The sequence below is a fragment of the Macrococcus epidermidis genome (genome assembly GCF_024205965.1).
In the GTDB taxonomy this organism is placed as follows: Bacteria; Bacillota; Bacilli; order Staphylococcales; family Staphylococcaceae; genus Macrococcoides; species Macrococcoides epidermidis.
In genome coordinates this window covers 1,671,439-1,694,951 of record NZ_CP073819.1, presented here as the reverse complement: position 1 = coordinate 1,694,951, position 23,513 = coordinate 1,671,439, and the positions used below count along the sequence as shown (strand labels likewise).

The window sequence follows — 23,513 nt, the reverse complement described above, 5'->3', positions numbered from 1 at the left end:
TTAACATATGTTAAATGAGGTGGAAGCTTTGTTTTTGAAGACACGGATATTAAATCAATATGAGCGATATATTTTAGAAGTTGCAAAACGCTATGAAATGGATGATTTTGACAAAGAAAATTTGTTTACTACTGAGAAAGGATTACTAGGTGAAGAACAATTTTATGAGCGGATCAAAGATTGTAGTGGAGGAGCTAAGTTGTGGGATATGCGACTTAGATTAAACGGTCAATCACAGTATGATTTTATTGTTATATCAAATAGGAAGATTATGCATTTTGATACGAAATATTATGAAGGTCAATATAATTATGTTGATGGTAATTTTATAAGTGAAAATGGCTATGTCATTCATAATCCTATAGCATTGCAAACAAAACAACATATGAGATTAGTGCGATTTGTAGATAAAATGGGATTTGGTTATCAAGTATTGAGTTTTATAATTTTTGTTGGTGAACAATTTAATGTAAGTGGGTTTAATGGTGATAAAAGAATATTATTTGATAATGACATCAATCGAATTGTAGAGAATTTAAATCAGCGTGAAGTAACATCAGAAGAATTGGAAATCGCTCGTATTTTTGCGGACCACTATGATCATAAAGGAAGAAGTCCACGCATACATTACTATCCATTTAGTGAAATGAAAAAGGGTGTAAAGTGTCCAAAATGTCGTGCATTTTTACCAAAAGTTCCAAAGACCGCGAAAAAGTCAAGTGTACATGTGGTTGTGAAATGACAAAGAAAGAACTTGTTCGTCTTGCATTTGACGCAATATATGTTTTGAAAAATAGTGGTGTTACCGTTAGAGATGTTGTTGAATTTACTGGGGTGGGTAAGACTTTAGTTAAAGAAGTGCTCGGGAAAGAACATCACAAATTGGGAACTTTTAAAGATAGTAAATATTTACCTCACAAAGTTGATGACTTTCTTATTAGAGAAAATGAAGTTGAATATACAAAAATGAAATATGATGAAGAATTTTATTTTTTGTAGTTTTTAACAAAAGAATAAATTACAATGCGGCTGTAAAAGAAAAATACAGCCGCGTACTCAACAAAAGAACAGCGAACGAAAAAGAATGCGGCTGTAAAAGAAAAATACAGCCGCGTACTCAACAAAAGAACAGCAAACGAAAAAGAATGCGGCTGTAAAAGAAAAATACAGCCGCTTACTCAACAAAAGAACAGCGAATGAAAAAGAATGCGGCTGTAAAAGAAAAATACAACCGCTTCCTCAAATCAAACCAGAAAAATCAAACAGCAAGCGGTAGTATTATCAAAATACAGCCGCTTCCTCTAATGATAATCTCATTTCCTGCGTCTATCGATTAGATTCACTTTGATATACCACAATAAATACACAAATACTAATAACCCGAACGTCATATATAAGTAATCCATCATATCATCTCACTCCTATTTTTTTTTGTTAACTAAACCTAATGCTTTCTCGCGATTTTTAAAGTCCTTTTTTGTAATACTGTCTAAATAAGCAATCCCTTTTCTTTCAATTATCTTTGCTGCTTCTAAATCCACTTTAGCTCCGGCACCTTTTGTAATATGAATTCCAGTCTCACGGATAATCTGATCGTAATACTTAACAAAAGCATATCTCGCTATAATAGAACTTGCTGCAATCGCGATTGATTTAGATTCTCCTTTTGTTTCGAAACGGGTTTTCTCGCGTTCGGGTATCGCAGTTAATGCATAATTCTCATAAACGCCTTGCACAGCAAATTGGTCAATCACAATATAATCGAGTGGTGCGCCATCAATTTTTTTCAATACATTCGTAATCGCCTGGTTATGTAACACTGCTTTCATCTTAACTTGAGACCATCCAATCGCTTTTCGTTCATTATATTTAGGATTTTCTAATACTAACAAAGAATGAGGGATAATCGGGATAATTTGTTCTGCTAGTGCAATGATCTTATCATCCTTTAAATTTTTAGAATCCATAACGCCAAGCACTTTTAATATTTCTGCATTTTTCTTTGAAACATAGCTGGCGACTACAGTCATTGGGCCGAAGAAATCGCCTGATCCTGCTTCATCACTGCCGATGCAGTTAAACGCATCATAACTTATTGTTTTTCCGGCAACATTCTTCTTCTCACTACTGGCAGCTACTTTAATGCCTGCGTTCCCAAGTAATTTTATCGCAAGCATTTCACTGGCACTACCTTGTACCATAAATTTATTTGAATTATAAATTGTTACTGTATGACCTTCGATTTTCTTACGATATTTCGAACCCGCTGGTAAATTGCTATCGCTCTCAGGCAGTAAACTGATTATTTTAAGTGCTGATTTTTCATCTAATTGGTAAACATTCGAGCTCATATATATATCACTCCGTATTTTTTTCTTCACTTATATGTTTTTATTGTATAACTTCCTCTAAAAATGGTAACATAAACAGTAATAAAAGACGATGTTGGAGTGATTTTATGGGAGAATTTAAAAATCGTATCACTGTAACAATATATGACCAACATTATACGATTATTGGTGAAGATGAGCCGAGTCATATCCGACACGTGGCAAGTCTCGTAGATAACCGAATCAATGAAATTGCCCGTATGAGCGCTGGACTTGACACTTCACGTAAAGCAGTGCTAGCGGCGGTAAATATAATGGATGATTATGTGAAGTTACTAGAAGAGTACGAAATCTTAAAACAAAAGTTAATCAATATAGAAAGAATAGGCGAGCAAAATGATTAATTTATTATTATTATTTTTCTTGATTCTTGGTACTGTGATTGGATTAAGAAGAGGTTTTATATTACAATCGTTGCACTTACTGGGGACGGTTGGTTCACTGATTATTGCACGTATGTATTATGCAGAACTTGCCAAGCATCTTGTACTCATTATTCCTTTTCCTTCAGCTGAAGGTAATTATAAATCCGAATTTTTAAATATGGTTACGAATGAGATGACATTTTATAATGTCGTGAGTTTTATTATCATTTTCTTTATGAGTAAAGTGATTTTACAAATTGTTGCAACAGTCTTTGATTATATTTCGCAGTTACCACTGCTTAAACAATTAAATGCTTCACTAGGCGCGGTGTTAGGGTTTATCGAATGTTATCTGCTGTTATTTATCGTACTATTTTTATTTTCGATGATGCCGAATGGCTGGATTCAGGAACATTTACAAGGTAGTTTTATTTCTAACTTTATCGTCAACTATACGCCTGTCTTAAGCGGAATTGCTAAGTCGTGGTGGGAAAATATCGGATTGATTCACATATTCAAATAAAGTCATAGGCAAAAGTGTCTATGACTTTTATTATGGAGGATGAACATGTTAAATAAAAAAGATTATATAAAGCAACTTGAAACAATTGCTACGTATCTCGAATTATCAGGTGAAAATCCATTTAAAATCTCTGCATATCGCAAAGCTGCAGCGAATATCGAAACTTTTCAGGGGGATATTAACACGCTTCAAAATTTCACAGAAATAAAAGGTGTTGGTAAAGGTGTTGCTGAAGTGCTGGATGACATCAAGCAGAACGGTGAATCTTCACTATTATTAACTTTGAAAGAATCAACACCGCAAGGATTAATCCAGATGCTTAAAATTCGTAATCTAGGTGCTAAAAAAATTGTGAAGATTAATGAAGCACTGGGTATCGAAGATATTGAACAATTGAAGCAGGCATGTATTGATAATAAGATAAGCGAACTACCGGGATTCGGTAAAAAAAGTGAAGAAAATATATTAAAAGGTATTGATGAGATGCTTACGATGACTGAAAAGTTAAGCATTTATCAAATGCATCAATTTACACAGATGATAGATGCGTATCTCGCTGAGTCAAAAGACATATTACAATTTGATGCAACTGGAAGTTTCAGAAGGAAAAATGAATTCTCGAGTGATATTGATTACATCATTAATACCACTGATAGAAAAGCAATTTCAAAATATATCAGTGAAGCACCATTTATAAAAGAGGTTGAGCTGCAGGGAAATGAAAAGATTACAGTGCGGATTGAGCGTGATGATTTAGTGACGACAGCGGATTTCAGATTTACAGATACTATAGGCTATGCACATATGCTACAGCATTTCACTGGCAGTAAGGATCACAATATTCGTATCAGACAGTTAGCTAAAGCAAAGCATGAAAAGATTAATGAATACGGAATTACTAAAGAAGATGGGTCACTTATTCAATATGCAACAGAAAAAGAAATCTACCGTCACTTTAATGTCAACTATATTCCGCCCGAAATGCGCACAGATGGTTCAGAATTTGATATTCAAAATCTTGATGAAATCATTACTTTAAATGACATTAAGGGTGATATTCATATGCATACGACTTATAGCGATGGTGCGCATTCTATCGAACAGATGATCGAACGTGCAATTGAAAAAGGATATGAATACATTGCAATTACTGATCACTCAAAAAGTTTATTTGTAGCAAATGGTTTATCTGAAGAACGTCTGCTTGAGCAAAATGCATTGATTAAGTCTTTGAACAAACAATATAATGAGATAGACATCTATTCAGGTATTGAAATGGATATATTAGGTGACGGCTCGATGGATTATAATGATGATATATTAAAAGAACTCGACTATGCTATCGGTGCAATACATCAATCGCTCACACAATCTGAAGAGGATATTATGAAACGTCTTAAAAATGCCTGCGAAAATCCATATGTCAGACATATTGCACACCCAACTGGAAGATTAATCGGTAAAAGACACGGGTATGCAGTGAATATTGAACAATTGATCCAAATTGCTAAAGAAACAAATACGGTACTGGAAATTAATGCACATCCAATGCGCTTAGATTTATCAGCGAATATATTAATACAATATCCGGATTTACAATTAACCATTAATACGGATGCACATGCGATTAACCAACTTGATTTAATGCCTTATGGCGTAGGTACGGCTATTAAAGGTCGTGTGAAGAAAAATCAGGTTATCAATACGATGGACCGTGCAACGTTTAAAGAATGGGTAACAAAAGGGAAGTAACATTTATGAATAAAAAAGCATTAAATATTTTAGAATACGATAAAATTATAGAACGCGTTGTTGAGTTTTCTCAAAATGAACTGTCTTCACGTATTTTACAATCTACACATCCTACTTCAAATATTGATGAAGTACGTGAAATGATGACGCACCTGGAAGAAGCCCGTGTGATAGAGATGGGGCAAAGCGAACCGGGTATGAGTATGCTTTCTGATATTGAAGGACTTGTGCGACGTGCTGTCATCGGTTCGGTCTTATCTGTAATCGAACTCAATAAAATAAAAAATAACATCAAAGTCATTAACCGTTATAAAACTTATATCTTTAATCAATATGAAGAGCGTGAATTAGAGATTCCGCTCATTTACAATCAATTAAAACAATTACCAACGATAACAGAACTAGCCGAAACTATTCAGGCGAAGTGTGATGAAACGAGTCTATATGACAATGCATCCCCAGAACTTGCTCAAATTCGTCAGGAAATGAATCGTATCAATCGTAAAATCAAAGAAAAATTAGAACAAATTGTGCGTAGTTCAAACAATCAAAAGAAATTGTCTGATGCAATTGTCACTGTTCGTAATGGTCGACAAGTTATCCCTGTAAGAAGCGAATACAAACAGGATTTCCCTGGAATCGTCCATGATACATCATCAAGTGGTCAGACATTCTATATTGAACCGAATAGCATCGTTCAGCTGTCAACAGAATTAAACAGTGTAACACACCGGGAAAACGAAGAAGTAGAACGTATTCTTTATGAACTGACAAACGAAGTAGCAGAGTATGACAATGCACTAACATATTCAACGAAAGTATTAGCTGATTTTGATGTCAATCTTGCCAAAGCGAAATATGGTAACCGCAATAAGATGGTTATGCCTAATATCGCAGATGAACGCACAATAGATTTGCCGCAAGCATGGCATCCGATGTTACCGAAAGAGACGGTCGTTAAAAATAATATTGTTTTTTACCCTGACATTCACACTGTGATTATTACTGGTCCGAATACCGGTGGTAAAACTGTAACGTTAAAGACAGTCGGACTTATTATTCTAATGGCACAAAGTGGTATGATGATTCCCGCATTTGAAGGGGCAACAATAAGTATCTTTGATGAAGTATTCTGTGATATCGGTGATGAACAATCTATCGAACAGTCACTTTCAACATTCTCAAGTCATATGACTAATATTGTATCGATATTAGAAAATATGACTGAGCAAAGCTTTGTAATGTTTGATGAACTAGGTGCAGGGACAGATCCAGCTGAGGGTGCAGCACTTGCGATGAGTATACTTGACCGTTGTTTAAACAGAGGCGTTATGACGATGGCAACGACCCATTATCCTGAACTTAAAGCATACAGTTACAACCGTGATCATGTGATGAATGCAAGTGTGGAGTTCGATGTAGAGACATTAAGTCCGACGTATCGTCTGTTGATGGGCATTCCAGGGAAGAGTAATGCTTTTGATATCGCTAAGAAGCTTGGACTTGATTTGTCAATCATCAAGGAAGCACGTCAAATGATCAATATGGATAATAAAGAAATTGATAATATGATTGCTTCATTAGAGAAGAATGCAAAGCAAATTGAAGATGACCGCGTTCTGACAGAAACTTTAAAGATTGAAGCTCAGAACCTTCACAAAGATTTAAACAAAGCTTTCTCAAGTTACGAAAAACAAAAAGAAAACTTAATTGAAAATGCAAAGCAGCAAGCGAATGATATTGTTAAAAAAGCTGAAAAAGAAGCGGATGAATTATTAAAGCAACTGCGTAATCTGAAATCAAATGCGGATATTAAAGAAAACGAGTTGATAGAACAACGTTCAAAATTATCAGGTATGTATCACGAAACAAAGATTAAACAAAATAAAAAGTCGACTAAGGATGAAGTCATTGCAAAAGGTGATCATGTTAAAGTTTTAAGTTATGGACAAAAAGGTGTTATCTTAGATGTAGATGGGGAAGAAGCTGTCGTTCAGATGGGGATTATCAAGATGAAACTGCCATTAAATGAACTTGAAAAAGAAGCGCCACCGAAACAGGAGAAACACCGCGTTGTACCGCGGGCCAATCGTCAAACGATTAAGATGGAACTGGATCTTCGTGGTGAACGTTATGAAGATGCATTGTATAAAGTTGAGCAGTATTTAGACCAGGCGATTCTATCAAATTACGAACAAGTAACGATTATCCATGGTAAAGGAACAGGAGCACTACAAAAAGGTGTTCAGCAGTATTTAAAGCAATCAAAGGCCGTAAAATCATTTAGAGGCGGTATGCCATCTGAAGGTGGCTTTGGTGTTACTGTTGTGGAATTAAAATAATATAACGTGAGGCGATTGATTTGGATAACTTCGATATGTATAAACTTGCTAAAGTATTGATTGTTGTGTCAATTTTAATGTTAATTGCAGGTGTAATATATTTATTTATTGCATTATAGGGTATAACAATTAGTGAGTGAGCAAAAGTAGTGACCAACGAATTTTAATTTGCTATACTCCATTTATATTAAACAGAAATACTAGGAGGAAATTATATTATGGCTATTATTAAAGGAACTGATACAAACTTTGAAGAAAACATTAAAGAAGGCGTAACATTAGTAGACTTCTGGGCACCTTGGTGTGGACCTTGTAAAATGATTGCACCAGTATTAGAAGATTTAGCGAAAGACGTTGAAGGTAAAGCAAACATTGTTAAAGTTGATGTTGACGAGAACCAGGAAACAGCTGCTAAATTTGAAGTGATGAGTATCCCAACGCTTATCGTATTCAAAGACGGTCAAGCAGTTGATAAAGTTGTTGGTTTCCAACCAAAAGAACAATTACAAGCTGTTTTAGAAAAACATTACTAAGATTTAGCGCATTAATATATTAAGAGTGAAATCTTTTGATTTTGCTCTTTTTATTTTGTTGTGTTTTACTATTTGTAAGTAAAGAAATGTGGTGAACGTAATGGAAGATTATGAATTAAATATTAAACGTAAATTAGCGGTGCTGCCGAATGAACCAGGTTGTTATCAGATGAAAGATAAGAATGGCCAAGTCATCTATGTCGGTAAAGCAAAAAATTTACGTAACCGTGTCCGCTCATATTTTTCAGGTGCACATGATGAAAAAACGACTCGTCTCGTCTTGGAAATACGTGATTTTGAATTCATTGTGACGAATACAGAAATTGAATCATTATTATTAGAGCTGACACTTATCAAGAAGTTTTATCCACGATTTAATATTTTGTTAAAGGATGATAAAAGTTATCCTTTTATTAAAATTACGAACGAGAAACACCCGAGATTGTTAGTTACGCGTACGGTTAAAAAGAATAGTGGTAAATATTTTGGACCTTATCCGAACGCATATGCCGCTCATGAAACTAAAAAATTATTAGACCGTATTATTCCACTACGTAAATGTAATCATCTGCCGGATAAATTATGTTTATATTATCATATCGGACAATGTTTAGGACCATGTGTCTATAATGTTGAAGAACAGCAGTATCGCCATTACATTCAGGTTGTGACGGATTTTTTAAATGGTCAGGATACAGCAATTATTGATGACTTACGCGCAAAGATGAATGAACGTGCTGAAAATCTTCAGTTTGAAGAAGCAAAAGAATATCGAGACTTAATCTCTCATGTTGAGTCACTTATGTTTAAGCAAAAGATGATGACGAGTGATATGACTACAAGAGACGTTTTCGGATATGCGGTTGACAAAGGATGGATGTGCATACAGGTATTCTTTATTCGCCAAGGTAATCTCATTGAAAGAAAGGTGACGATGATTCCGTTGATTGATGATTCAAAGTCACATTTTTACAATTTTATCGGACAGTTTTATGGTTTAGCCGAAAATTTATTGCCAGCAGAAGTGCATGTACCTACTGGACTGGATGTAAATATGATTAAGTCTGTTGTAGATACAAAAGTCATTCAACCTCAGCGTGGTAAGAAAAAAGAGATGGTCGATCTTGCAGTTAAAAATGCGAAGATTGCTTTGTCAAATAAGTTTGAGATCATTGAACGTGACGAAGAAAGAACTGTAAAAGCAATCGAAGAACTTGGTAATGCAATGGGCATTGAAACACCAGTCCGTATTGAAGCCTTTGATAACTCAAATATTCAAGGTGTCGATCCAGTAGCTGCAATGGTGTGTTTTGTTGATGGTAAACCAAGTAAACGAGATTATAGAAAATATAAAATTAAGACTGTAACAGGACCAGATGATTATGAAAGTATGCGAGAAGTCGTTCGTCGCCGTTATTCACGCGTGCTAAGAGAAAATTTACCCTTACCAGACTTAATCGTTGTTGATGGTGGTAAAGGGCATATGAGCAGTGTTATCGATGTGCTTGTTAACGAATTAAATCTGGATATTCCAGTTGCAGGTTTAAAGAAGAATGACAAACATATGACTGCTGAATTACTATACGGTGAAGACTTTGATATCATTCCATTAAATAAAAAGAGTCAAAGCTTCTACTTACTACAACGTATTCAGGATGAAGTCCATCGATTTGCGATTACCTTCCATAGAAACACACGTAGAAAAACAGGTTTATCTTCACAACTAGATGCGATTGAAGGTATAGGTCCTAAGAGAAAATTAATGCTAATGAAACATTTCGGTTCAGTGCGTCGTATTAAAGAAGCATCCATTGAAGAAATAAATCAAATCGGAGTGCCTATTAAACTAGCGACTGAAATACACAATACCTTAAATGCAGAACAGGAAAAAGTTGAACATCAAAGTGAATAATAAAGAATAATATTGAATTAAAATGTTTGTGAAATTACTTAATTGAGAATCATTTTCATACCCCACAGCACGTTAAAGAGTGGTACAATGATGATGAAAATTAAATTTCACAAACTTTTTTTATACGAAATTGTAATCGGTTTCTTGATTTACCGTTTGAACAGGCGTATTATTGAATTTGTGAATTTACTTAAAAAGATGTGTAGGGGGGACTTCACTTGGCAAGCTCAGAAAAATCATTTGCATTACGTAGGTTACATTCTTTACTTGGTGTGATTCCATTAGGTGTATTCTTAATCCAGCACTTAGTGATCAACCACTTTGCAGTAAATAGTCCGGAAGCTTTTAATAATGCTTCAGACTTTATGTGGAATTTACCATTTAAGATTGTATTAGAAACACTTGTTATTTATTTACCAATTTTATTCCATGCAATCTATGGTGTGTATATCGCATTTACTTCTAAAAATAATGTGACTCATTACTCGACATTCAGAAACTGGATGTTCTTGTTACAACGTATTACAGGTATTATCGCTTTTATCTTTATCGCGATTCACGTTTGGCAGACACGTGTTCAGGCAGCATTAGGACATCACATTAATTACGATATGATGGCAGATTTATTCAATAGTCCGATTAATGTTATCGGATACGTTATCGGTATTGTAAGTGTTATCTTCCACTTCTCAAATGGATTATGGTCATTTGCAGTAAGTTGGGGTATTACACAGTCAGATCGTTCACAAAAAATTATGGCTTATGTGTCATTAGGTGCATTTTTAGTCATTACTTTCATCGGATTACGCGCGTTATTTGCATTTATGTAGGATAAGAAATTTAGGGGAGTGACAATATAATGGCAAAAAGTAATATTATTGTTGTCGGCGGTGGATTAGCCGGATTAATGGCAACAATTAAAGCAGCAGAGGCAGGTACAAGTGTTGATCTTTTCTCATTAGTACCCGTTAAACGTTCTCACTCAGTGTGTGCACAAGGCGGTATTAATGGTGCAGTAAATACGAAAGGTGAAGGTGACTCACCTTTAATTCACTTTGATGATACAGTATATGGTGGAGATTTCTTAGCAAACCAACCACCTGTTAAAGCGATGACAGCAGCAGCGCCTGGTATCATCCATTTATTAGACCGTATGGGTGTTATGTTCAACAGAACACCAGAAGGATTACTTGATTTCCGTCGTTTCGGTGGAACGTTATATCACCGTACAGCATTCGCTGGTGCGACAACAGGACAACAATTACTATATGCATTAGATGAGCAGGTACGTAAATTTGAAGTTGAAGGTTTAGTTACGAAGTATGAAGGATGGGAATTCTTGGGCGCAGTTATTGATGACGAAGGCGCTGCACGTGGTATCGTTGCTCAAAACTTAACGACTTCTGAAATTAAATCATTTGGTTCAGATGCAGTGATTATGGCAACAGGTGGCCCTGGTATTATCTTTGGTAAGTCTACAAACTCTATGATTAATACAGGATCTGCAGCTTCTGTTGTATATCAACAAGGTGCAATCTATGCCAATGGTGAATTCATTCAAATTCACCCGACAGCAATCCCTGGTGATGATAAATTACGTTTAATGAGTGAATCAGCACGTGGAGAAGGTGGACGTGTCTGGACATATAAAGACGGTAAACCTTGGTACTTCTTAGAAGAGAAATATCCTGACTATGGTAACTTAGTACCTCGTGATATCGCAACACGTGAAATCTTTGACGTGTGTGTGAACCAAAAATTAGGTATCAATGGCGAGAACATGGTATACCTTGATTTAAGTCATAAAGATGCGCATGAATTAGACGTTAAATTAGGTGGAATCATCGAAATTTACGAAAAGTTCACTGGTGATGATCCGCGTAAAGTACCGATGAAGATTTTCCCTGCGGTACATTATTCAATGGGTGGAATCTGGGTAGATTACGATCAGATGACGAACATTCCAGGTTTATTTGCAGCAGGTGAATGTGATTACTCTCAACACGGTGGTAACCGTCTAGGAGCGAACTCTTTATTATCTGCAATCTACGGCGGTATGGTAGCAGGACCAAATGCTATTAAATATATTAAAGCGCTAGATAAATCTTATACAGATTTACCGGATGATATTTATACGCGTAAAGTTGAAGAAGAGCAACGCCGTTTCGATGCTTTATTAAATATGAAAGGTTCTGAGAATGCATATAAATTGCATAAAGAACTTGGTGAAATTATGACAGCTAACGTAACAGTTGTACGTCATAATGACCGATTATTAGAAACAGATAAGAAAATTGTAGAATTAATGGAACGTTACCATGATATTGATATGGAAGACACTGCGTTATGGAGCAACCAGGCAGTATTCTTTACACGTCAATTATGGAACATGTTAGTGTTAGCACGTGTTATGACAATCGGTGCGTATAATCGTAATGAATCACGTGGTGCACATTACAAACCTGAATTCCCTGAACGTAATGACGAAGAGTGGTTAAAAACTACGATGGCTAAGTTTAAAGGCGCTAAAGAAGCACCTGAATTCTACTATGAGCCAGTTGATGTTAGCTTAATCCCACCACGTGTACGTGACTACTCTAAGAAGTCAAAAGGAGGTAAATAATCATGGCAGAAAAAACGATTAAACTGATCATTACACGTCAAAAAGATCAAAATTCTAAGCCTTATGATGAAACCTTTGTGATTCCTTACCGTCCAAATATGAACGTTATTGCTGCGTTGATGGAAATTCAAAGAAACCCAGTAAATGAACGTGGTGAAAAAACGACACCTGTAACATGGGATATGAACTGTCTTGAAGAAGTTTGTGGCGCATGTTCAATGGTAGTCAATGGAAAAGCACGTCAATCTTGTTCAACAATTATTGATACATTAGAGCAACCAATTCGTTTAGCACCTATGGCAACATTCCCTGTTATTCGTGACCTACAAGTTGATCGTACGAAAATGTTCGATAACTTAAAGCGTGTTAAAGCATGGGTTCCAATTGATGGAACATATGACTTAGGACCAGGACCACGTATGCCAGAGAAGAAACGTCAGACAGCATATGAATTATCTAAATGTATGACGTGTGGTGTATGTTTAGAAGTATGTCCGAACGTGAATGCAAATTCTAAATTTATGGGTGCACAACCTATTTCACAAGTACGTTTATTCAACCTACATCCAACTGGAAGCATGAATAAAGATGAAAGAATTCATGCGTTAATGGAAGAAGGCGGATTAGCAGAATGTGGTAACTCACAAAACTGTGTAAGAAGTTGTCCAAAAGGCATTCCTTTAACAACATCAATCGCTGCGATGAACCGTGAAGCAACATTCCAGATGTTCAAATCGTTCTTTGGATCGGATCATCAGGTTAACTAAGAGGCTATCGAACTTGCGTTTAGCCCTTATAAAAGGTTTTGAGATTCTACTATCTCAAAACCTTTTTTTATTTGCACATTATTTGATATGATAAGTTTAAAGGTGAATAGAGGTGTAGCGAAGTGGATCAATCGATCGTCACATTAGAATATGAGTTAAGAAGGCTAGCTGAAATTATTAAAAATGAAGGCCGTAGTGAACTAAAAAAACATGAAATTACAGAAACACAGTTTATTGCAATTCAGTGGATTAAAGAAGCAAGTCCCTTAAATATCGGAACACTTGCAAAACACATGAATTTAGCGATTTCATCCACTTCTGAACTTGTTGACGCGCTTAGTAACAATGGATTTGCAGAGCGTGTGAAACAAACTGATGATAAACGTAAAGTAAGTATACAACTTACTGAAAAAGGTGAATCAGTAATTAAAGCGGTTATCATCAAAAGACAAAAATTTTTGAAGAAGATTGTAGAAGAGAGTATGATTGATACAATACCCATATTTAAGGAACAAATACATAAGTTGTACAGTGCAACAGAAGAAGGTGGAAAGTAGTGTCAGCTCCAATTGGTGTAATTGATTCTGGCGTAGGTGGTTTGACAGTTGCTAAAGAAATTATGCGTCAGCTGCCAAATGAATCAATTTGTTATTTAGGTGATGTCAGTCGTTGTCCTTATGGACCAAGACCACCTGAACAAGTGAAAGATTTTACAATTCAGCTTGCTGAATTTCTATTAACGAAACATATTAAGATGCTCGTAATTGCTTGCAATACTGCAACTGCTGTTGCATTGGAACCTTTGCAGAAAATGCTCTCAATTCCTGTAATCGGTGTAATAGAACCAGGCGCACGTACGGCAATCATGACGACAACAAACAATCAAGTACTTGTATTAGGTACTGAAGGTACCATTAAATCTGAGGCCTATCGTGATAAGATTAAATCCATCAATCCTAAAATAGATGTCAATGGTGTAAGTTGTCCGGATTTTGTGCCTTTAGTTGAGCAGGTAAGATATAAAGATCCTACAATATCAAATATCGTTATCCATAAAACTTTACGCGACTGGCGTCATGATAAGAGTGATACAGTCATTTTAGGATGTACACACTATCCATTATTACAGGATTATATTGAAAAGTATTTTGAAGGTGAAAAGAAAGTAATTTCATCTGGATTAGAAACGGCCAGAGAAGTAAGTGCATTACTTACATTTAGTCAGGAACATGCTAAATATAATGAAACGCCACATCATGAATTTTATGTTAATGGGCCAACAGAGAAATTTTCCCGTATCGCTAAAGAATGGTTAAACGATGAAAGCTTAAAAATACAATCAATACACTTGGAGGATATATGAAAGATATCGTAATCGCAACAGGTAATCAAGGAAAAATCAATGATTTTAAACATATCTTTAAAGACTATAATGTTATAGGTATTAAAAGTTTGATTCCAAACTTCGATGTAGAAGAAACGGGAACAACATTTGAAGAAAATGCTGCGTTAAAGTCAGAATACGGAGCAAAAATGTTAAATAAAATTGTTATTAGTGATGACTCAGGATTAGAAGTTGATGCACTTGATAATGCACCTGGCGTATATTCAGCACGTTATTCGGGAGAAGATGCGACTGATGAGAAGAATCTTGAGCTTGTGCTTAAAAATATGCAGGATAAAGATAATCGTCAGGCAAGATTTGTATGTGTGATTGCAGTCAGTATTCCAGGTAAAGAGACACGCACTTTCCGTGGTGAAGTAGAAGGAGAATTACTACATGAACCTAAAGGGGAAAATGGATTTGGTTATGATCCGATATTTTATGTAGAAAGTAAAGGTAAGACGACAGCAGAAATGACTGGAGAAGAAAAGGCACAGATTTCACATAGAGGTAAAGCAATACAAAAAATGCTGGATTCTGGCATAATCGAGGAGGCGTAATAATGAAGTGGGTTGTTGTGAGTGATAATCATTCTATGAAAAATATATTAACCGATATTGTATCAATTCATGATGATGCAGACGTCTATATTCATCTTGGTGATTCAGAATTTGATTATAATGATGCTGAATTAAAGCCTTATATTAAAATAAAAGGAAACTGTGATTACGGAAAAGATTTTTATGATACATTTGAATTACAGCAAAAAGATATTAATGCATTTTTAACGCATGGACATCTTTATCAAGTTGGTAATGGGCGTGAACGTTTAGCCAGTGTTGCACGTGATGCAGATTGTCAAATCGCTTTATATGGTCATCTGCATGTTAAACGTGTTGAACTAGTTGAAGGTGTAGTATGTATTAATCCAGGCTCTATTGCACAGTCAAGAAGTCAGGAAGAAGAAACATACGCTGTTCTAACTTTTGATGAAAGTGATAAGATGGTAACTTTCTATAACCAGCAGCATGATATTGTTGGTAAAGAGATATTAATTTTTTAGAGTGTCAATTGAACGATAAAAATTAAGATAACAGTGATGTTATCTTAATTTTTGTTGTTAAATTAGAATAAATGTGTAAATATACTTATTTATTGTGGTTATCAATTAATTTCCTTACCAAATGTTATTGACTTTATAGTCAGAAGTTGATTATAATTAATCTTGTCTTAAAAAATTAAGTCCTGGTAGCTCAGCTGGATAGAGCAACGGCCTTCTAAGCCGTCGGTCGGGGGTTCGAATCCCTCCCAGGACGCTAAAAAACCGCTAATTCATTTTAGCGGTTTTCTTTTTGTATTTTTTTAAATACATTACTGATAGTATCTTCAAAAATGATGGCATCTTCCCTTACAGATCGCAGTGGTGTTTTATTGATTACAATGAGATATTTGCCATGAAACAAATCTACAAATCCTGCTGCAGGATAAACTGATAGAGAAGTTCCGGCAACGATCAGCATATCTGCTGAATTGATTGCCTGAATAGCACTTTCTATCGTATTAGTATCTAGCGCTTCTTCATACATAACGATGTCTGGTCTTACAATACCTCCATCTTTAGGGCATCTTGGAATGCCTGTTTCATCTAATGTCAATTCATTAAGTGAATAATTTTGATTGCATTCAATACAAGAGTTATTGATTACTGTGCCGTGTAATTCAAGTACTTTTGATGAACCTGCGAGTTGGTGTAATCCATCGATATTTTGAGTGACGACAGTTACGTCTTTACCGTTATCTTCAAGTGTTCGAAGGAAAGTATGTGCAAGGTTCGGCTGTGCATCTGGATATACAAGTTTGTCGAAGTGGAAATCAAAGTAATGCTTTGGATATCGTTTAAAGAATGAATGAGAAATAATTTGTTCAGGTGAAAATTCTGAATTAGTTTCCTGCATAAATATTCCATTAGCAGATCTGAAGTCTGGTATGCCACTTTCAGTCGATACGCCAGCTCCTCCGAAGAATACGATTTTCTTACTATCAAGTAATGCTTGTTTAAATTGTTGGATACGCATTATTCTTCTCCTTTCATCAATATAATAAGTTTATCATGACGCGTCATTGTGCTCAATTTTGCAACTTTGTATGAATTCAGATATAATCAACATTTGTGAGTTTAGTAATCGTTTCGAATTGTTATCTCATTATAATAAGCTTAAATATATTTGAGTTAGCATAGAAATTTGGTTAAAATTTAACTAAGACAGATTTAAGGAGTATTGTATGAATAAATTTGATGAACAAATAATAGTGGTGAATCGTGAAACCATCTTTAATCATGAGAAAAATCATTTTAATGGCTTTATTTCTATAGAAAATCAAAAGGCGTTAGAAATTTATGAAACACTATCTAAATACGAAGTGAAACGTCGCGGTGATATGGAAGAGGATCCTTCATATAAGCAATTGATTTCATATTGTATCCTAGAAAATGAAAACGATGAGATATTAGTATATGAACGTTTAACAGGTGGTGGTGAAGCGCGTCTTCATGGGTTAAGCTCAATTGGTATCGGCGGTCATATGAATCAGCTAGATGATACTCAGATTGAAGGGGTGTTACTAGATAATGCTGCACGTGAATTAGAAGAAGAAGTAGGCGTTAAAGATGTTAACCCACTAAATTTAAATTTAATCGGTTTTATTAACGATGATGACAATGAAGTTGGCCGTGTACATATCGGTTTAGTATTTAAACTAAAAGTTAAAGCGTCTGAAGTTTATGTGAATGAAACAGATACTTTAAAGATAGAATGGAAACCGGAAAATACTTTAATGCAAGTTGATGAATATGAATCATGGTCACGTATTATCATAGAATCTATATATAATGTAGGTCATTAGTATGTCTGATATTATTATCTTTCCGAAGTTGCAAGGAAATTTAATGAAACAGATAAAAGCAGCAATGAAGCGTGCAGATTATGAAACAGCATATGATTTATTCAATGATTATGAAAAGCATTTCGAGTTAACTGAAGACGAGCATCTTATAAAACTGGATTGTCTTTATCAGTTAGAGAGTTTCCTTGAATTACGTGAAGAATCTAGTATATTGCTTAATCAAGGACATTACGCATATTCAACAATTGTTCCGTATTTTATAGAAAGTTTATTAAAATTGAAACAATATAAAACGGTGATTGAGTTAATTGAAGGGCTGCGTAGTGAAGATGTTGATCACAAACTGATAGTGTCACTTATGCCTTTTTATGATGAGGCAAATCATCAGTTGAATAAAAGAAATGATGCACATTTAAAGTTTATACAGACTTTTAAAGATAATGATTACAATAAACAGCTTGAATTGATTATGGAGTTGATAGAATCTGAAGATTTTCGATTCCAGATGAGCTTTGTTCAGCTATTAGAATATAATGAAATACATCCTGTAATTAGCAGTATGATGATAGAGTATTTATTATTATCGAACTTTAAAGGTGAAGTGAAATTTACAAAGCTCAATATCGATACTAGAATCAATGTTTTGAATTTAAACACGATGGTCCATTCATCATTCATGTCTGAAGTAGTTGAAGAAGTTAAAGCATACTATGAGAACAATAGTCCGAACATCGTTGATGTTATTGTAGAAACGATGAAGTTACACAATACTGTAATGCATCCAATTCACTATCAGACATTCTTTAATAGCGCTACTCAAACTGTTGTGGATGCTTATATTGCAATGTTTAATAGACTATTTAATATTGAAGACAGTGCGATAGATTTGTCTTATACACAATTTGAAGATATAATTGAAGCTATTAATTTACTAGAAAATTATAATCTGATACATGAATAAAAACATGTTAGATACATAGATAGATGTAAGTATTATCATGGCATTGATAAAAAAATATAAAAAATGATATTATAGTTTGTAATTTCAGCTAAAAATGTTGAAGCAAGATTGTTATATGCTATAATTAATGAGTTGAAAAAATTTTAGAAAAACGTGGAGGAATTACACATGTCAGCAAAATGGGAAAAACAAGAAGGTAATGAAGGATTATTAACAGTAACAGTTCCTGAAGAGGAAGTTAAAGCTGGATTAGATAAAGCATTCGCTAAAGTTGTTAAACAAGTTAACGTACCAGGTTTCCGTAAAGGAAAAATGCCTCGTCAAATGTTCGAACAACGTTTCGGTGTTGAATCTTTATTCCAGGATGCATTAGATATCATCTTACCGGATGCATATGCTAACGCAATCGATGAAGTAGGTATTAACCCTGTAGATCGTCCTGAAATTGATGTAGAACAAATGGAAAAAGGTAAAGAATTAATCTTTACTGCTAAAGTTACTGTAGAACCAGAAGTTGAATTAGGTGATTACAAAGGTCTTGAAGTTGAAAAATTTGAGACTGAAGTAACTGAAGAAGAATTAAATGAAGCAATCAATGCTGATCTAGCACGTAAAGCTGAATTAGTTGTTAAAGAAGAAGGCGAAGTTGCTGAAGGCGATGTTGTTAACTTAGACTTTGATGGTTATGTTAATGATGAAGCATTCGAAGGTGGAAAAGCTGAAGGATACGATTTAGAAATCGGTTCAGGTCAATTTATTCCTGGTTTCGAAGAGCAATTAGTTGGAACTAAAGTTGGCGACGAAAAAGACGTTAACGTTACATTCCCTGAAGAATACCATGCTGAAGAATTAGCTGGTAAAGAAGCAGTATTTAAAGTAAAAATCAACGAAGTTAAATCTAAAGAAGTACCTGAATTAGATGATGAAATGGCTAAAGAATTAGATGAGTCAGTTGATTCAGTTGATGCTTATAAAACTAAATATAAAGCAGATTTAGAAGAACAAAAGAAATTACAAGCTGAAAACGATACGAAAGAAAGCTTAGTAATGCAAGCAGTTGAAAATGCTAAAGTAGATATCCCTGAAGCAATGATCAACACAGAATTAGATCGTATGATGCAAGAATTTGAACAACGTATTGCACAACAAGGTTTAAATTTAGAATTATACTTCCAGTTTTCAGGTCAAACTGAAGAGCAATTAAAAGAGAGCATGAAAGCTGATGCTGAACAACGTGTTAAAACGAACTTAACTTTAGCTGCGATTGCTAATGCTGAAAATATTGAAGTAAGCGATGCAGATGTTGATGCAGAACTTACAAAAATGAGTGAGCAGTTCGGTATGTCAGTTGAAGATATTAAAGCTGCATTAGGTAATGGAGCAATCTTAAAAGACGATCTTCGTATCCAAAAAGCAATTGACGTTTTAGTTTCTGAATCTAAAACTAAATAATAAGTAGTATTGTATATAGTTTAACTATCAATATAATCAGAAACCGAACAAACCGTAAAATCGCTTTTGATTTTTAAGTTTGTTCGGTTTTGTTATGATAATGATTAATTTAAATTATAGATAAATAAAAAGCAGATGATTTTCGAATTAAAAGTTTGCAAACAACAGGAAACTTTAGTATATTCTTTAAAAGATAGGGGTGTTAAGTGTGTCTAAATTTAATGAAGAAGAGAACTTAAAATGCTCATTCTGTGGTAAGGATCAAGATCAGGTTAAGAAACTTGTAGCAGGTAGTGGTGTATACATTTGTAACGAATGTATCGAATTATGTTCAGAAATCGTTGCTGAAGAACTTAAAACGATTGAACATGAAGAAATCACTGAAATTCCTAAACCACATGAAATGTTAGCTTTATTAGATGAATATGTAATTGGTCAGACAAAAGCGAAAAAAGCGCTGTCTGTTGCAGTATATAATCATTATAAACGTATTTTTAAACCGATGGATGAAGAAGAGGTTGAATTACAAAAAAGTAATATCGCTTTAATTGGTCCAACGGGTTCAGGTAAAACGTTATTAGCACAAACTTTAGCACGTTCATTAAACGTTCCATTTGCAATTGCAGATGCAACAAGTTTAACTGAAGCGGGTTATGTAGGTGAAGACGTTGAAAACATTTTGCTCCGTTTAATTCAAGCGGCTGATTTTGATATTGAACGTGCTGAAAAAGGGATTATCTATGTCGATGAAATCGATAAGATTGCCCGTAAATCAGAAAATACATCGATTACGCGCGATGTAAGTGGTGAAGGTGTACAACAAGCGTTACTTAAAATTTTAGAAGGTACTGTTGCAAGTGTTCCGCCACAAGGTGGTAGAAAACACCCAAACCAGGAATTTATTCAGATTGATACGACGAATATTCTATTTATTTTAGGTGGCGCGTTTGATGGTATTGATGAAGTGATTAAACGTCGTCTTGGTGAAAAAGTTATTGGATTTACCGGAATTAAAGAGAAAGATTTTGATGATGAGACGCTTTTATCACAAATTAAACCAGAAGATTTACAAAGCTATGGGTTAATACCTGAATTTATCGGTCGTATTCCTGTAGTCGCTAACCTTGAACAACTTGATGTTGAAGCGCTGAAAAGTATTTTGACACAACCTAAGAATGCCTTGGTTAAGCAATATACTAAAATGCTTGCTTTAGATGAAGTTGAATTAGAGTTTACTGAGGAAGCTTTAACAGCGATCAGCCAGTTAGCAATTGAAAGGAAAACAGGTGCGCGTGGATTACGTTCAATTATTGAAGAATCCATGATGGACGTAATGTTCGACATTCCTTCACTAGAAAATGTTAAACGCGTTGTTATTACAGAAGCTGCAATAAAAGATGATGCTGCGCCAGAAATGTATGATGCAGATGATAAATTAATTAATGATATTGTAACTTCAGCATAAAACCTGCCGTATGGTGGGTTTTTTACTATTTATAAATCAATTATCATATATTTATTAAAAAATCGTGTATAATAGTAAGACGTAAATGAAGAACAGGAGAAAGTCATGAATATAAATCCAAATAATGTAGAAATATTAATCAGCGCAGTAAAACCTGAACAGTATCCAGATACAGGTTTACCGGAAGTTGCTTTAGCTGGACGTTCGAATGTTGGTAAATCATCTTTTATAAATACGATGATTGGCCGTAAGAGTATGGCACGTATCTCTTCGAAGCCAGGTAAGACACAAACATTAAATTTCTTTAAGATTGATGACCAATTAGTCTTTGTCGATGTACCTGGATATGGGTATGCAAAAGTTTCTAAAACAGAGCGTGAACGCTGGGGAAAGATGATTGAGACATATATTACGACCCGTGAGTCTTTAGCGGTTGTTATTCAACTTGTTGATATACGTCATAATCCTAGTGAAGATGACAGATTAATGTACGACTTTTTAAAACATTATGATATACCAACAATCGTTATCGCTACGAAAGAAGATAAAATTCCTAAAGGAAAAGTTCAGAAACATCTTAAGGTGATTAAACAAGATTTGGATATGGATCCAGATGATACACTTATTAGTTATTCTTCATTAAGTAATGCCAAGAATGATTTAATCCTTAATGCAATTGAGAAGTACTTAAAATAATTTGTGAATTTTTAGTGACGAATATTTATATTTTGTAAATAAAACATAAAAGAAATGTTAGTATAGAAGTAATGGCAAAAAATTGGGGGCGGAATACATGCATATCGTTGTTGTGAGTGTGAATCACAAAACAGCTGATGTGAGTTTGAGGGAGAAACTTACATTTTCAGATGAAACGATTGAACGTGCACATAGTGCACTTATTAATCAAAAATCAGTGTTAGAAGGTGTAATCCTATCCACATGTAATAGAACAGAAATCTATGCTGTCGTTGATCAGGTGCATACAGGTAGATATTATATAAAATCATTTTTATCTGAATGGTTTGATGTGGATATAGACATCGTTAAATCAGTAACAGATGTAAAAGTTGGACATGCTGCAATTTACCATCTATTTAAAGTAATTACAGGGCTAGATTCAATTGTACTAGGTGAAACTCAAATTTTAGGTCAAATGAGAGATAGTTTCTTACTTGCTCAAACAGAAGGTACAACAGGTACGATTTTTAATCGTTTATTCAAAGATGCAATTACGCTTGCAAAGAAAGCACATGCTGAAACTGATATTTCTTCAAAAGCAGTATCTGTTTCGTATGCAGCAGTTGAATTATCTAAGAAAGTCTTAGGCACATTAGAAAATAAAAAAATCTTAATCATTGGTGCCGGAGAAATGGCTGAGCTTGCATTAGAGAACTTAGTAGGTTCTGGTGCAGCGGAGATTACCGTAATTAATCGTACAGCAGAAAAAGCAATCTCTCTTGCAGATAAATACGGTGGGAGTCAAAAATCTATGGATGAATTACAATGTGCATTAATTGAAAATGATATTGTTATTTCTTCTACAAGTGCTCAGGATTTTATTATTACGAAACCGATGATGTATGATTTAATGAAGATGCGTAATAATCGTTCAATCGTATTAATTGATATTGCAGTGCCACGTGACATTGATCCTGCTGTGAATGATATTGATCTTATCTTTAACTACGACGTTGATGATCTTAAAGGATTAGTGGATGCAAATTTAGCTGAGCGTCAAAAAGCAGCAAATATCATCGAGACGATGATAGATACACAAGTCGAAGATTTTATTGCCTGGATTAATATGCTAGGTGTTGTACCAGTTATTACTGCATTACGTGAAAAAGCATTACGTATTCAGGAAACAACGATGGAAAGTATTGATCGTAAAATGCCGGACTTAACAGATCGTGAAAGAAAAGTAATTTCTAAACATATGAAGAGTATCATCAATCAAATGTTAAAAGACCCAATTTCACAGGCAAAAGAAATTAGTGGTTCTGAAAATAGAGAAGCAGAACTTCAGTTTTTCCAGGATATCTTTAATATTTCAAATGAAGTTGAAAGTTTAAATCAAAATGTAACGATGGTACATCGTACGGAAGAGAGCTTTACGTTAAGTCCTAAACATTAGGTGATA

Annotated in this window: 23 protein-coding genes and 1 tRNA gene; 22 read left to right on the top strand and 2 right to left on the bottom strand. The window is 34.6% G+C overall.

All coding sequences use genetic code 11. From position 1 onward, the window contains the following. Window positions 1–34: 34 nt before the first annotated feature. Window positions 35–742: a nuclease-related domain-containing protein gene (locus tag KFV12_RS08965; RefSeq protein WP_254256598.1), complete on the top strand. Its 708-nt coding sequence runs from the start codon at window positions 35–37 to the stop codon at window positions 740–742. After that, window positions 739–999 (top strand): hypothetical protein, encoded by a 261-nt coding sequence (locus KFV12_RS08960; protein WP_254256597.1) that lies wholly within the window; start codon window positions 739–741, stop codon window positions 997–999. Before KFV12_RS08965 ends, KFV12_RS08960 begins: the two co-directional genes overlap by 4 nt. 422 nt (window positions 1,000–1,421) lie before the next feature. On the opposite strand, the gene rnhC is transcribed toward KFV12_RS08960, so the two are convergent. Beyond that, entirely contained in the window at window positions 1,422–2,351 is a 930-nt protein-coding gene (rnhC, locus tag KFV12_RS08955) for a ribonuclease HIII (protein ID WP_239242496.1), read from the bottom strand. Between the two features lie 107 nt (window positions 2,352–2,458). Between rnhC and zapA the strand changes: the two genes are divergently transcribed. The 14 genes from zapA to KFV12_RS08885 all read left to right on the top strand — a co-directional run bounded on the left by zapA (window position 2,459) and on the right by KFV12_RS08885 (window position 15,907). After that, window positions 2,459–2,734 (top strand): cell division protein ZapA, encoded by a 276-nt coding sequence (zapA, locus tag KFV12_RS08950; RefSeq protein WP_239242495.1) that lies wholly within the window; start codon window positions 2,459–2,461, stop codon window positions 2,732–2,734. Beyond that, a complete protein-coding gene (locus KFV12_RS08945) occupies window positions 2,727–3,278 on the top strand; it encodes a CvpA family protein (RefSeq protein ID WP_111715355.1) in 552 nt (183 codons plus the stop codon). Before zapA ends, KFV12_RS08945 begins: the two co-directional genes overlap by 8 nt. A 45-nt stretch (window positions 3,279–3,323) precedes the next feature. After that, window positions 3,324–5,030 carry a DNA polymerase/3'-5' exonuclease PolX gene (gene polX, locus KFV12_RS08940; RefSeq protein ID WP_254256596.1) on the top strand — a complete coding sequence of 569 codons (1,707 nt, stop codon included), beginning with the start codon at window positions 3,324–3,326 and terminating at the stop codon, window positions 5,028–5,030. A 5-nt stretch (window positions 5,031–5,035) separates the two neighbouring features. Further along, window positions 5,036–7,372, top strand: a complete 2,337-nt coding sequence (locus tag KFV12_RS08935; RefSeq protein ID WP_170122466.1) for an endonuclease MutS2 — start codon at window positions 5,036–5,038, stop codon at window positions 7,370–7,372. 218 nt (window positions 7,373–7,590) lie between these two features. Further along, complete coding sequence (trxA, locus tag KFV12_RS08930; RefSeq protein ID WP_096076221.1) at window positions 7,591–7,905, top strand: thioredoxin; 315 nt, start codon at window positions 7,591–7,593, stop codon at window positions 7,903–7,905. 100 nt (window positions 7,906–8,005) lie between these two features. After that, window positions 8,006–9,817: an excinuclease ABC subunit UvrC gene (gene uvrC / locus KFV12_RS08925; protein ID WP_111715350.1), complete on the top strand. Its 1,812-nt coding sequence runs from the start codon at window positions 8,006–8,008 to the stop codon at window positions 9,815–9,817. 218 nt (window positions 9,818–10,035) lie between these two features. Beyond that, the gene (locus KFV12_RS08920; protein WP_096076223.1) at window positions 10,036–10,647 is read left to right on the top strand and encodes a succinate dehydrogenase cytochrome b558 subunit; all 612 of its coding nucleotides are present in this window, start codon (window positions 10,036–10,038) and stop codon (window positions 10,645–10,647) included. 29 nt (window positions 10,648–10,676) lie between these two features. Further along, a complete protein-coding gene (sdhA, locus tag KFV12_RS08915) occupies window positions 10,677–12,440 on the top strand; it encodes a succinate dehydrogenase flavoprotein subunit (protein WP_133424076.1) in 1,764 nt (587 codons plus the stop codon). Between the two features lie 2 nt (window positions 12,441–12,442). Next, complete coding sequence (gene sdhB, locus KFV12_RS08910; RefSeq protein ID WP_099580027.1) at window positions 12,443–13,207, top strand: succinate dehydrogenase iron-sulfur subunit; 765 nt, start codon at window positions 12,443–12,445, stop codon at window positions 13,205–13,207. A 122-nt stretch (window positions 13,208–13,329) separates the two neighbouring features. Beyond that, entirely contained in the window at window positions 13,330–13,764 is a 435-nt protein-coding gene (locus tag KFV12_RS08905) for a MarR family winged helix-turn-helix transcriptional regulator (protein ID WP_254256595.1), read from the top strand. Continuing rightward, window positions 13,764–14,570 carry a glutamate racemase gene (gene racE, locus KFV12_RS08900; protein WP_099580030.1) on the top strand — a complete coding sequence of 269 codons (807 nt, stop codon included), beginning with the start codon at window positions 13,764–13,766 and terminating at the stop codon, window positions 14,568–14,570. The genes KFV12_RS08905 and racE overlap by 1 nt, the downstream gene beginning before the upstream one ends. Beyond that, the gene (locus KFV12_RS08895; protein WP_240837063.1) at window positions 14,567–15,151 is read left to right on the top strand and encodes an XTP/dITP diphosphatase; all 585 of its coding nucleotides are present in this window, start codon (window positions 14,567–14,569) and stop codon (window positions 15,149–15,151) included. Before racE ends, KFV12_RS08895 begins: the two co-directional genes overlap by 4 nt. 2 nt (window positions 15,152–15,153) lie before the next feature. Then, entirely contained in the window at window positions 15,154–15,654 is a 501-nt protein-coding gene (locus KFV12_RS08890) for a YfcE family phosphodiesterase (protein ID WP_111715344.1), read from the top strand. A gap of 179 nt (window positions 15,655–15,833) precedes the next feature. After that, a tRNA-Arg gene (locus KFV12_RS08885) sits at window positions 15,834–15,907 on the top strand. 21 nt (window positions 15,908–15,928) lie between these two features. On the opposite strand, the gene KFV12_RS08880 is transcribed toward KFV12_RS08885, so the two are convergent. After that, window positions 15,929–16,666: an NAD-dependent protein deacylase gene (locus KFV12_RS08880; protein ID WP_254256594.1), complete on the bottom strand. Its 738-nt coding sequence runs from the start codon at window positions 16,664–16,666 to the stop codon at window positions 15,929–15,931. Between the two features lie 208 nt (window positions 16,667–16,874). Between KFV12_RS08880 and KFV12_RS08875 the strand changes: the two genes are divergently transcribed. The 6 genes from KFV12_RS08875 to hemA all read left to right on the top strand — a co-directional run bounded on the left by KFV12_RS08875 (window position 16,875) and on the right by hemA (window position 23,507). Then, window positions 16,875–17,495, top strand: a complete 621-nt coding sequence (locus tag KFV12_RS08875; RefSeq protein ID WP_111715341.1) for an NUDIX domain-containing protein — start codon at window positions 16,875–16,877, stop codon at window positions 17,493–17,495. Between the two features lies 1 nt (window position 17,496). Beyond that, the gene (locus KFV12_RS08870) at window positions 17,497–18,456 is read left to right on the top strand and encodes a hypothetical protein (RefSeq protein WP_254256593.1); all 960 of its coding nucleotides are present in this window, start codon (window positions 17,497–17,499) and stop codon (window positions 18,454–18,456) included. Window positions 18,457–18,624: 168 nt separating this feature from the next. Further along, a complete protein-coding gene (tig, locus tag KFV12_RS08865; protein WP_239242838.1) occupies window positions 18,625–19,908 on the top strand; it encodes a trigger factor in 1,284 nt (427 codons plus the stop codon). Window positions 19,909–20,116: 208 nt separating this feature from the next. Then, window positions 20,117–21,373: an ATP-dependent Clp protease ATP-binding subunit ClpX gene (clpX, locus tag KFV12_RS08860; protein ID WP_111715337.1), complete on the top strand. Its 1,257-nt coding sequence runs from the start codon at window positions 20,117–20,119 to the stop codon at window positions 21,371–21,373. 105 nt (window positions 21,374–21,478) lie between these two features. Continuing rightward, window positions 21,479–22,069: a ribosome biogenesis GTP-binding protein YihA/YsxC gene (yihA, locus tag KFV12_RS08855; protein ID WP_099580046.1), complete on the top strand. Its 591-nt coding sequence runs from the start codon at window positions 21,479–21,481 to the stop codon at window positions 22,067–22,069. 97 nt (window positions 22,070–22,166) lie between these two features. Then, window positions 22,167–23,507, top strand: coding sequence for a glutamyl-tRNA reductase (gene hemA, locus KFV12_RS08850; protein WP_111715334.1), 1,341 nt, complete (start codon window positions 22,167–22,169; stop codon window positions 23,505–23,507). Window positions 23,508–23,513 lie beyond the last annotated feature (6 nt).

Bases quoted from the DNA above. Each gene is read 5' to 3' on its own strand.
- KFV12_RS08875 (WP_111715341.1), top strand. From the start codon at position 16,875: ATGAATAAATTTGATGAACAAATAATAGTGGTGAATCGTGAAACCATC.
- KFV12_RS08895 (WP_240837063.1), top strand. From the start codon at position 14,567: ATGAAAGATATCGTAATCGCAACAGGTAATCAAGGAAAAATCAATGAT.
- hemA (WP_111715334.1), top strand. From the start codon at position 22,167: ATGCATATCGTTGTTGTGAGTGTGAATCACAAAACAGCTGATGTGAGT.
- uvrC (WP_111715350.1), top strand. From the start codon at position 8,006: ATGGAAGATTATGAATTAAATATTAAACGTAAATTAGCGGTGCTGCCG.
- rnhC (WP_239242496.1), bottom strand. From the start codon at position 2,351: ATGAGCTCGAATGTTTACCAATTAGATGAAAAATCAGCACTTAAAATA.
- yihA (WP_099580046.1), top strand. From the start codon at position 21,479: ATGAATATAAATCCAAATAATGTAGAAATATTAATCAGCGCAGTAAAA.
- KFV12_RS08945 (WP_111715355.1), top strand. From the start codon at position 2,727: ATGATTAATTTATTATTATTATTTTTCTTGATTCTTGGTACTGTGATT.
- sdhB (WP_099580027.1), top strand. From the start codon at position 12,443: ATGGCAGAAAAAACGATTAAACTGATCATTACACGTCAAAAAGATCAA.
- polX (WP_254256596.1), top strand. From the start codon at position 3,324: ATGTTAAATAAAAAAGATTATATAAAGCAACTTGAAACAATTGCTACG.
- KFV12_RS08935 (WP_170122466.1), top strand. From the start codon at position 5,036: ATGAATAAAAAAGCATTAAATATTTTAGAATACGATAAAATTATAGAA.
- tig (WP_239242838.1), top strand. From the start codon at position 18,625: ATGTCAGCAAAATGGGAAAAACAAGAAGGTAATGAAGGATTATTAACA.
- KFV12_RS08890 (WP_111715344.1), top strand. From the start codon at position 15,154: ATGAAGTGGGTTGTTGTGAGTGATAATCATTCTATGAAAAATATATTA.
- KFV12_RS08880 (WP_254256594.1), bottom strand. From the start codon at position 16,666: ATGCGTATCCAACAATTTAAACAAGCATTACTTGATAGTAAGAAAATC.
- zapA (WP_239242495.1), top strand. From the start codon at position 2,459: ATGGGAGAATTTAAAAATCGTATCACTGTAACAATATATGACCAACAT.
- trxA (WP_096076221.1), top strand. From the start codon at position 7,591: ATGGCTATTATTAAAGGAACTGATACAAACTTTGAAGAAAACATTAAA.
- KFV12_RS08960 (WP_254256597.1), top strand. From the start codon at position 739: ATGACAAAGAAAGAACTTGTTCGTCTTGCATTTGACGCAATATATGTT.
- sdhA (WP_133424076.1), top strand. From the start codon at position 10,677: ATGGCAAAAAGTAATATTATTGTTGTCGGCGGTGGATTAGCCGGATTA.
- KFV12_RS08870 (WP_254256593.1), top strand. From the start codon at position 17,497: ATGTCTGATATTATTATCTTTCCGAAGTTGCAAGGAAATTTAATGAAA.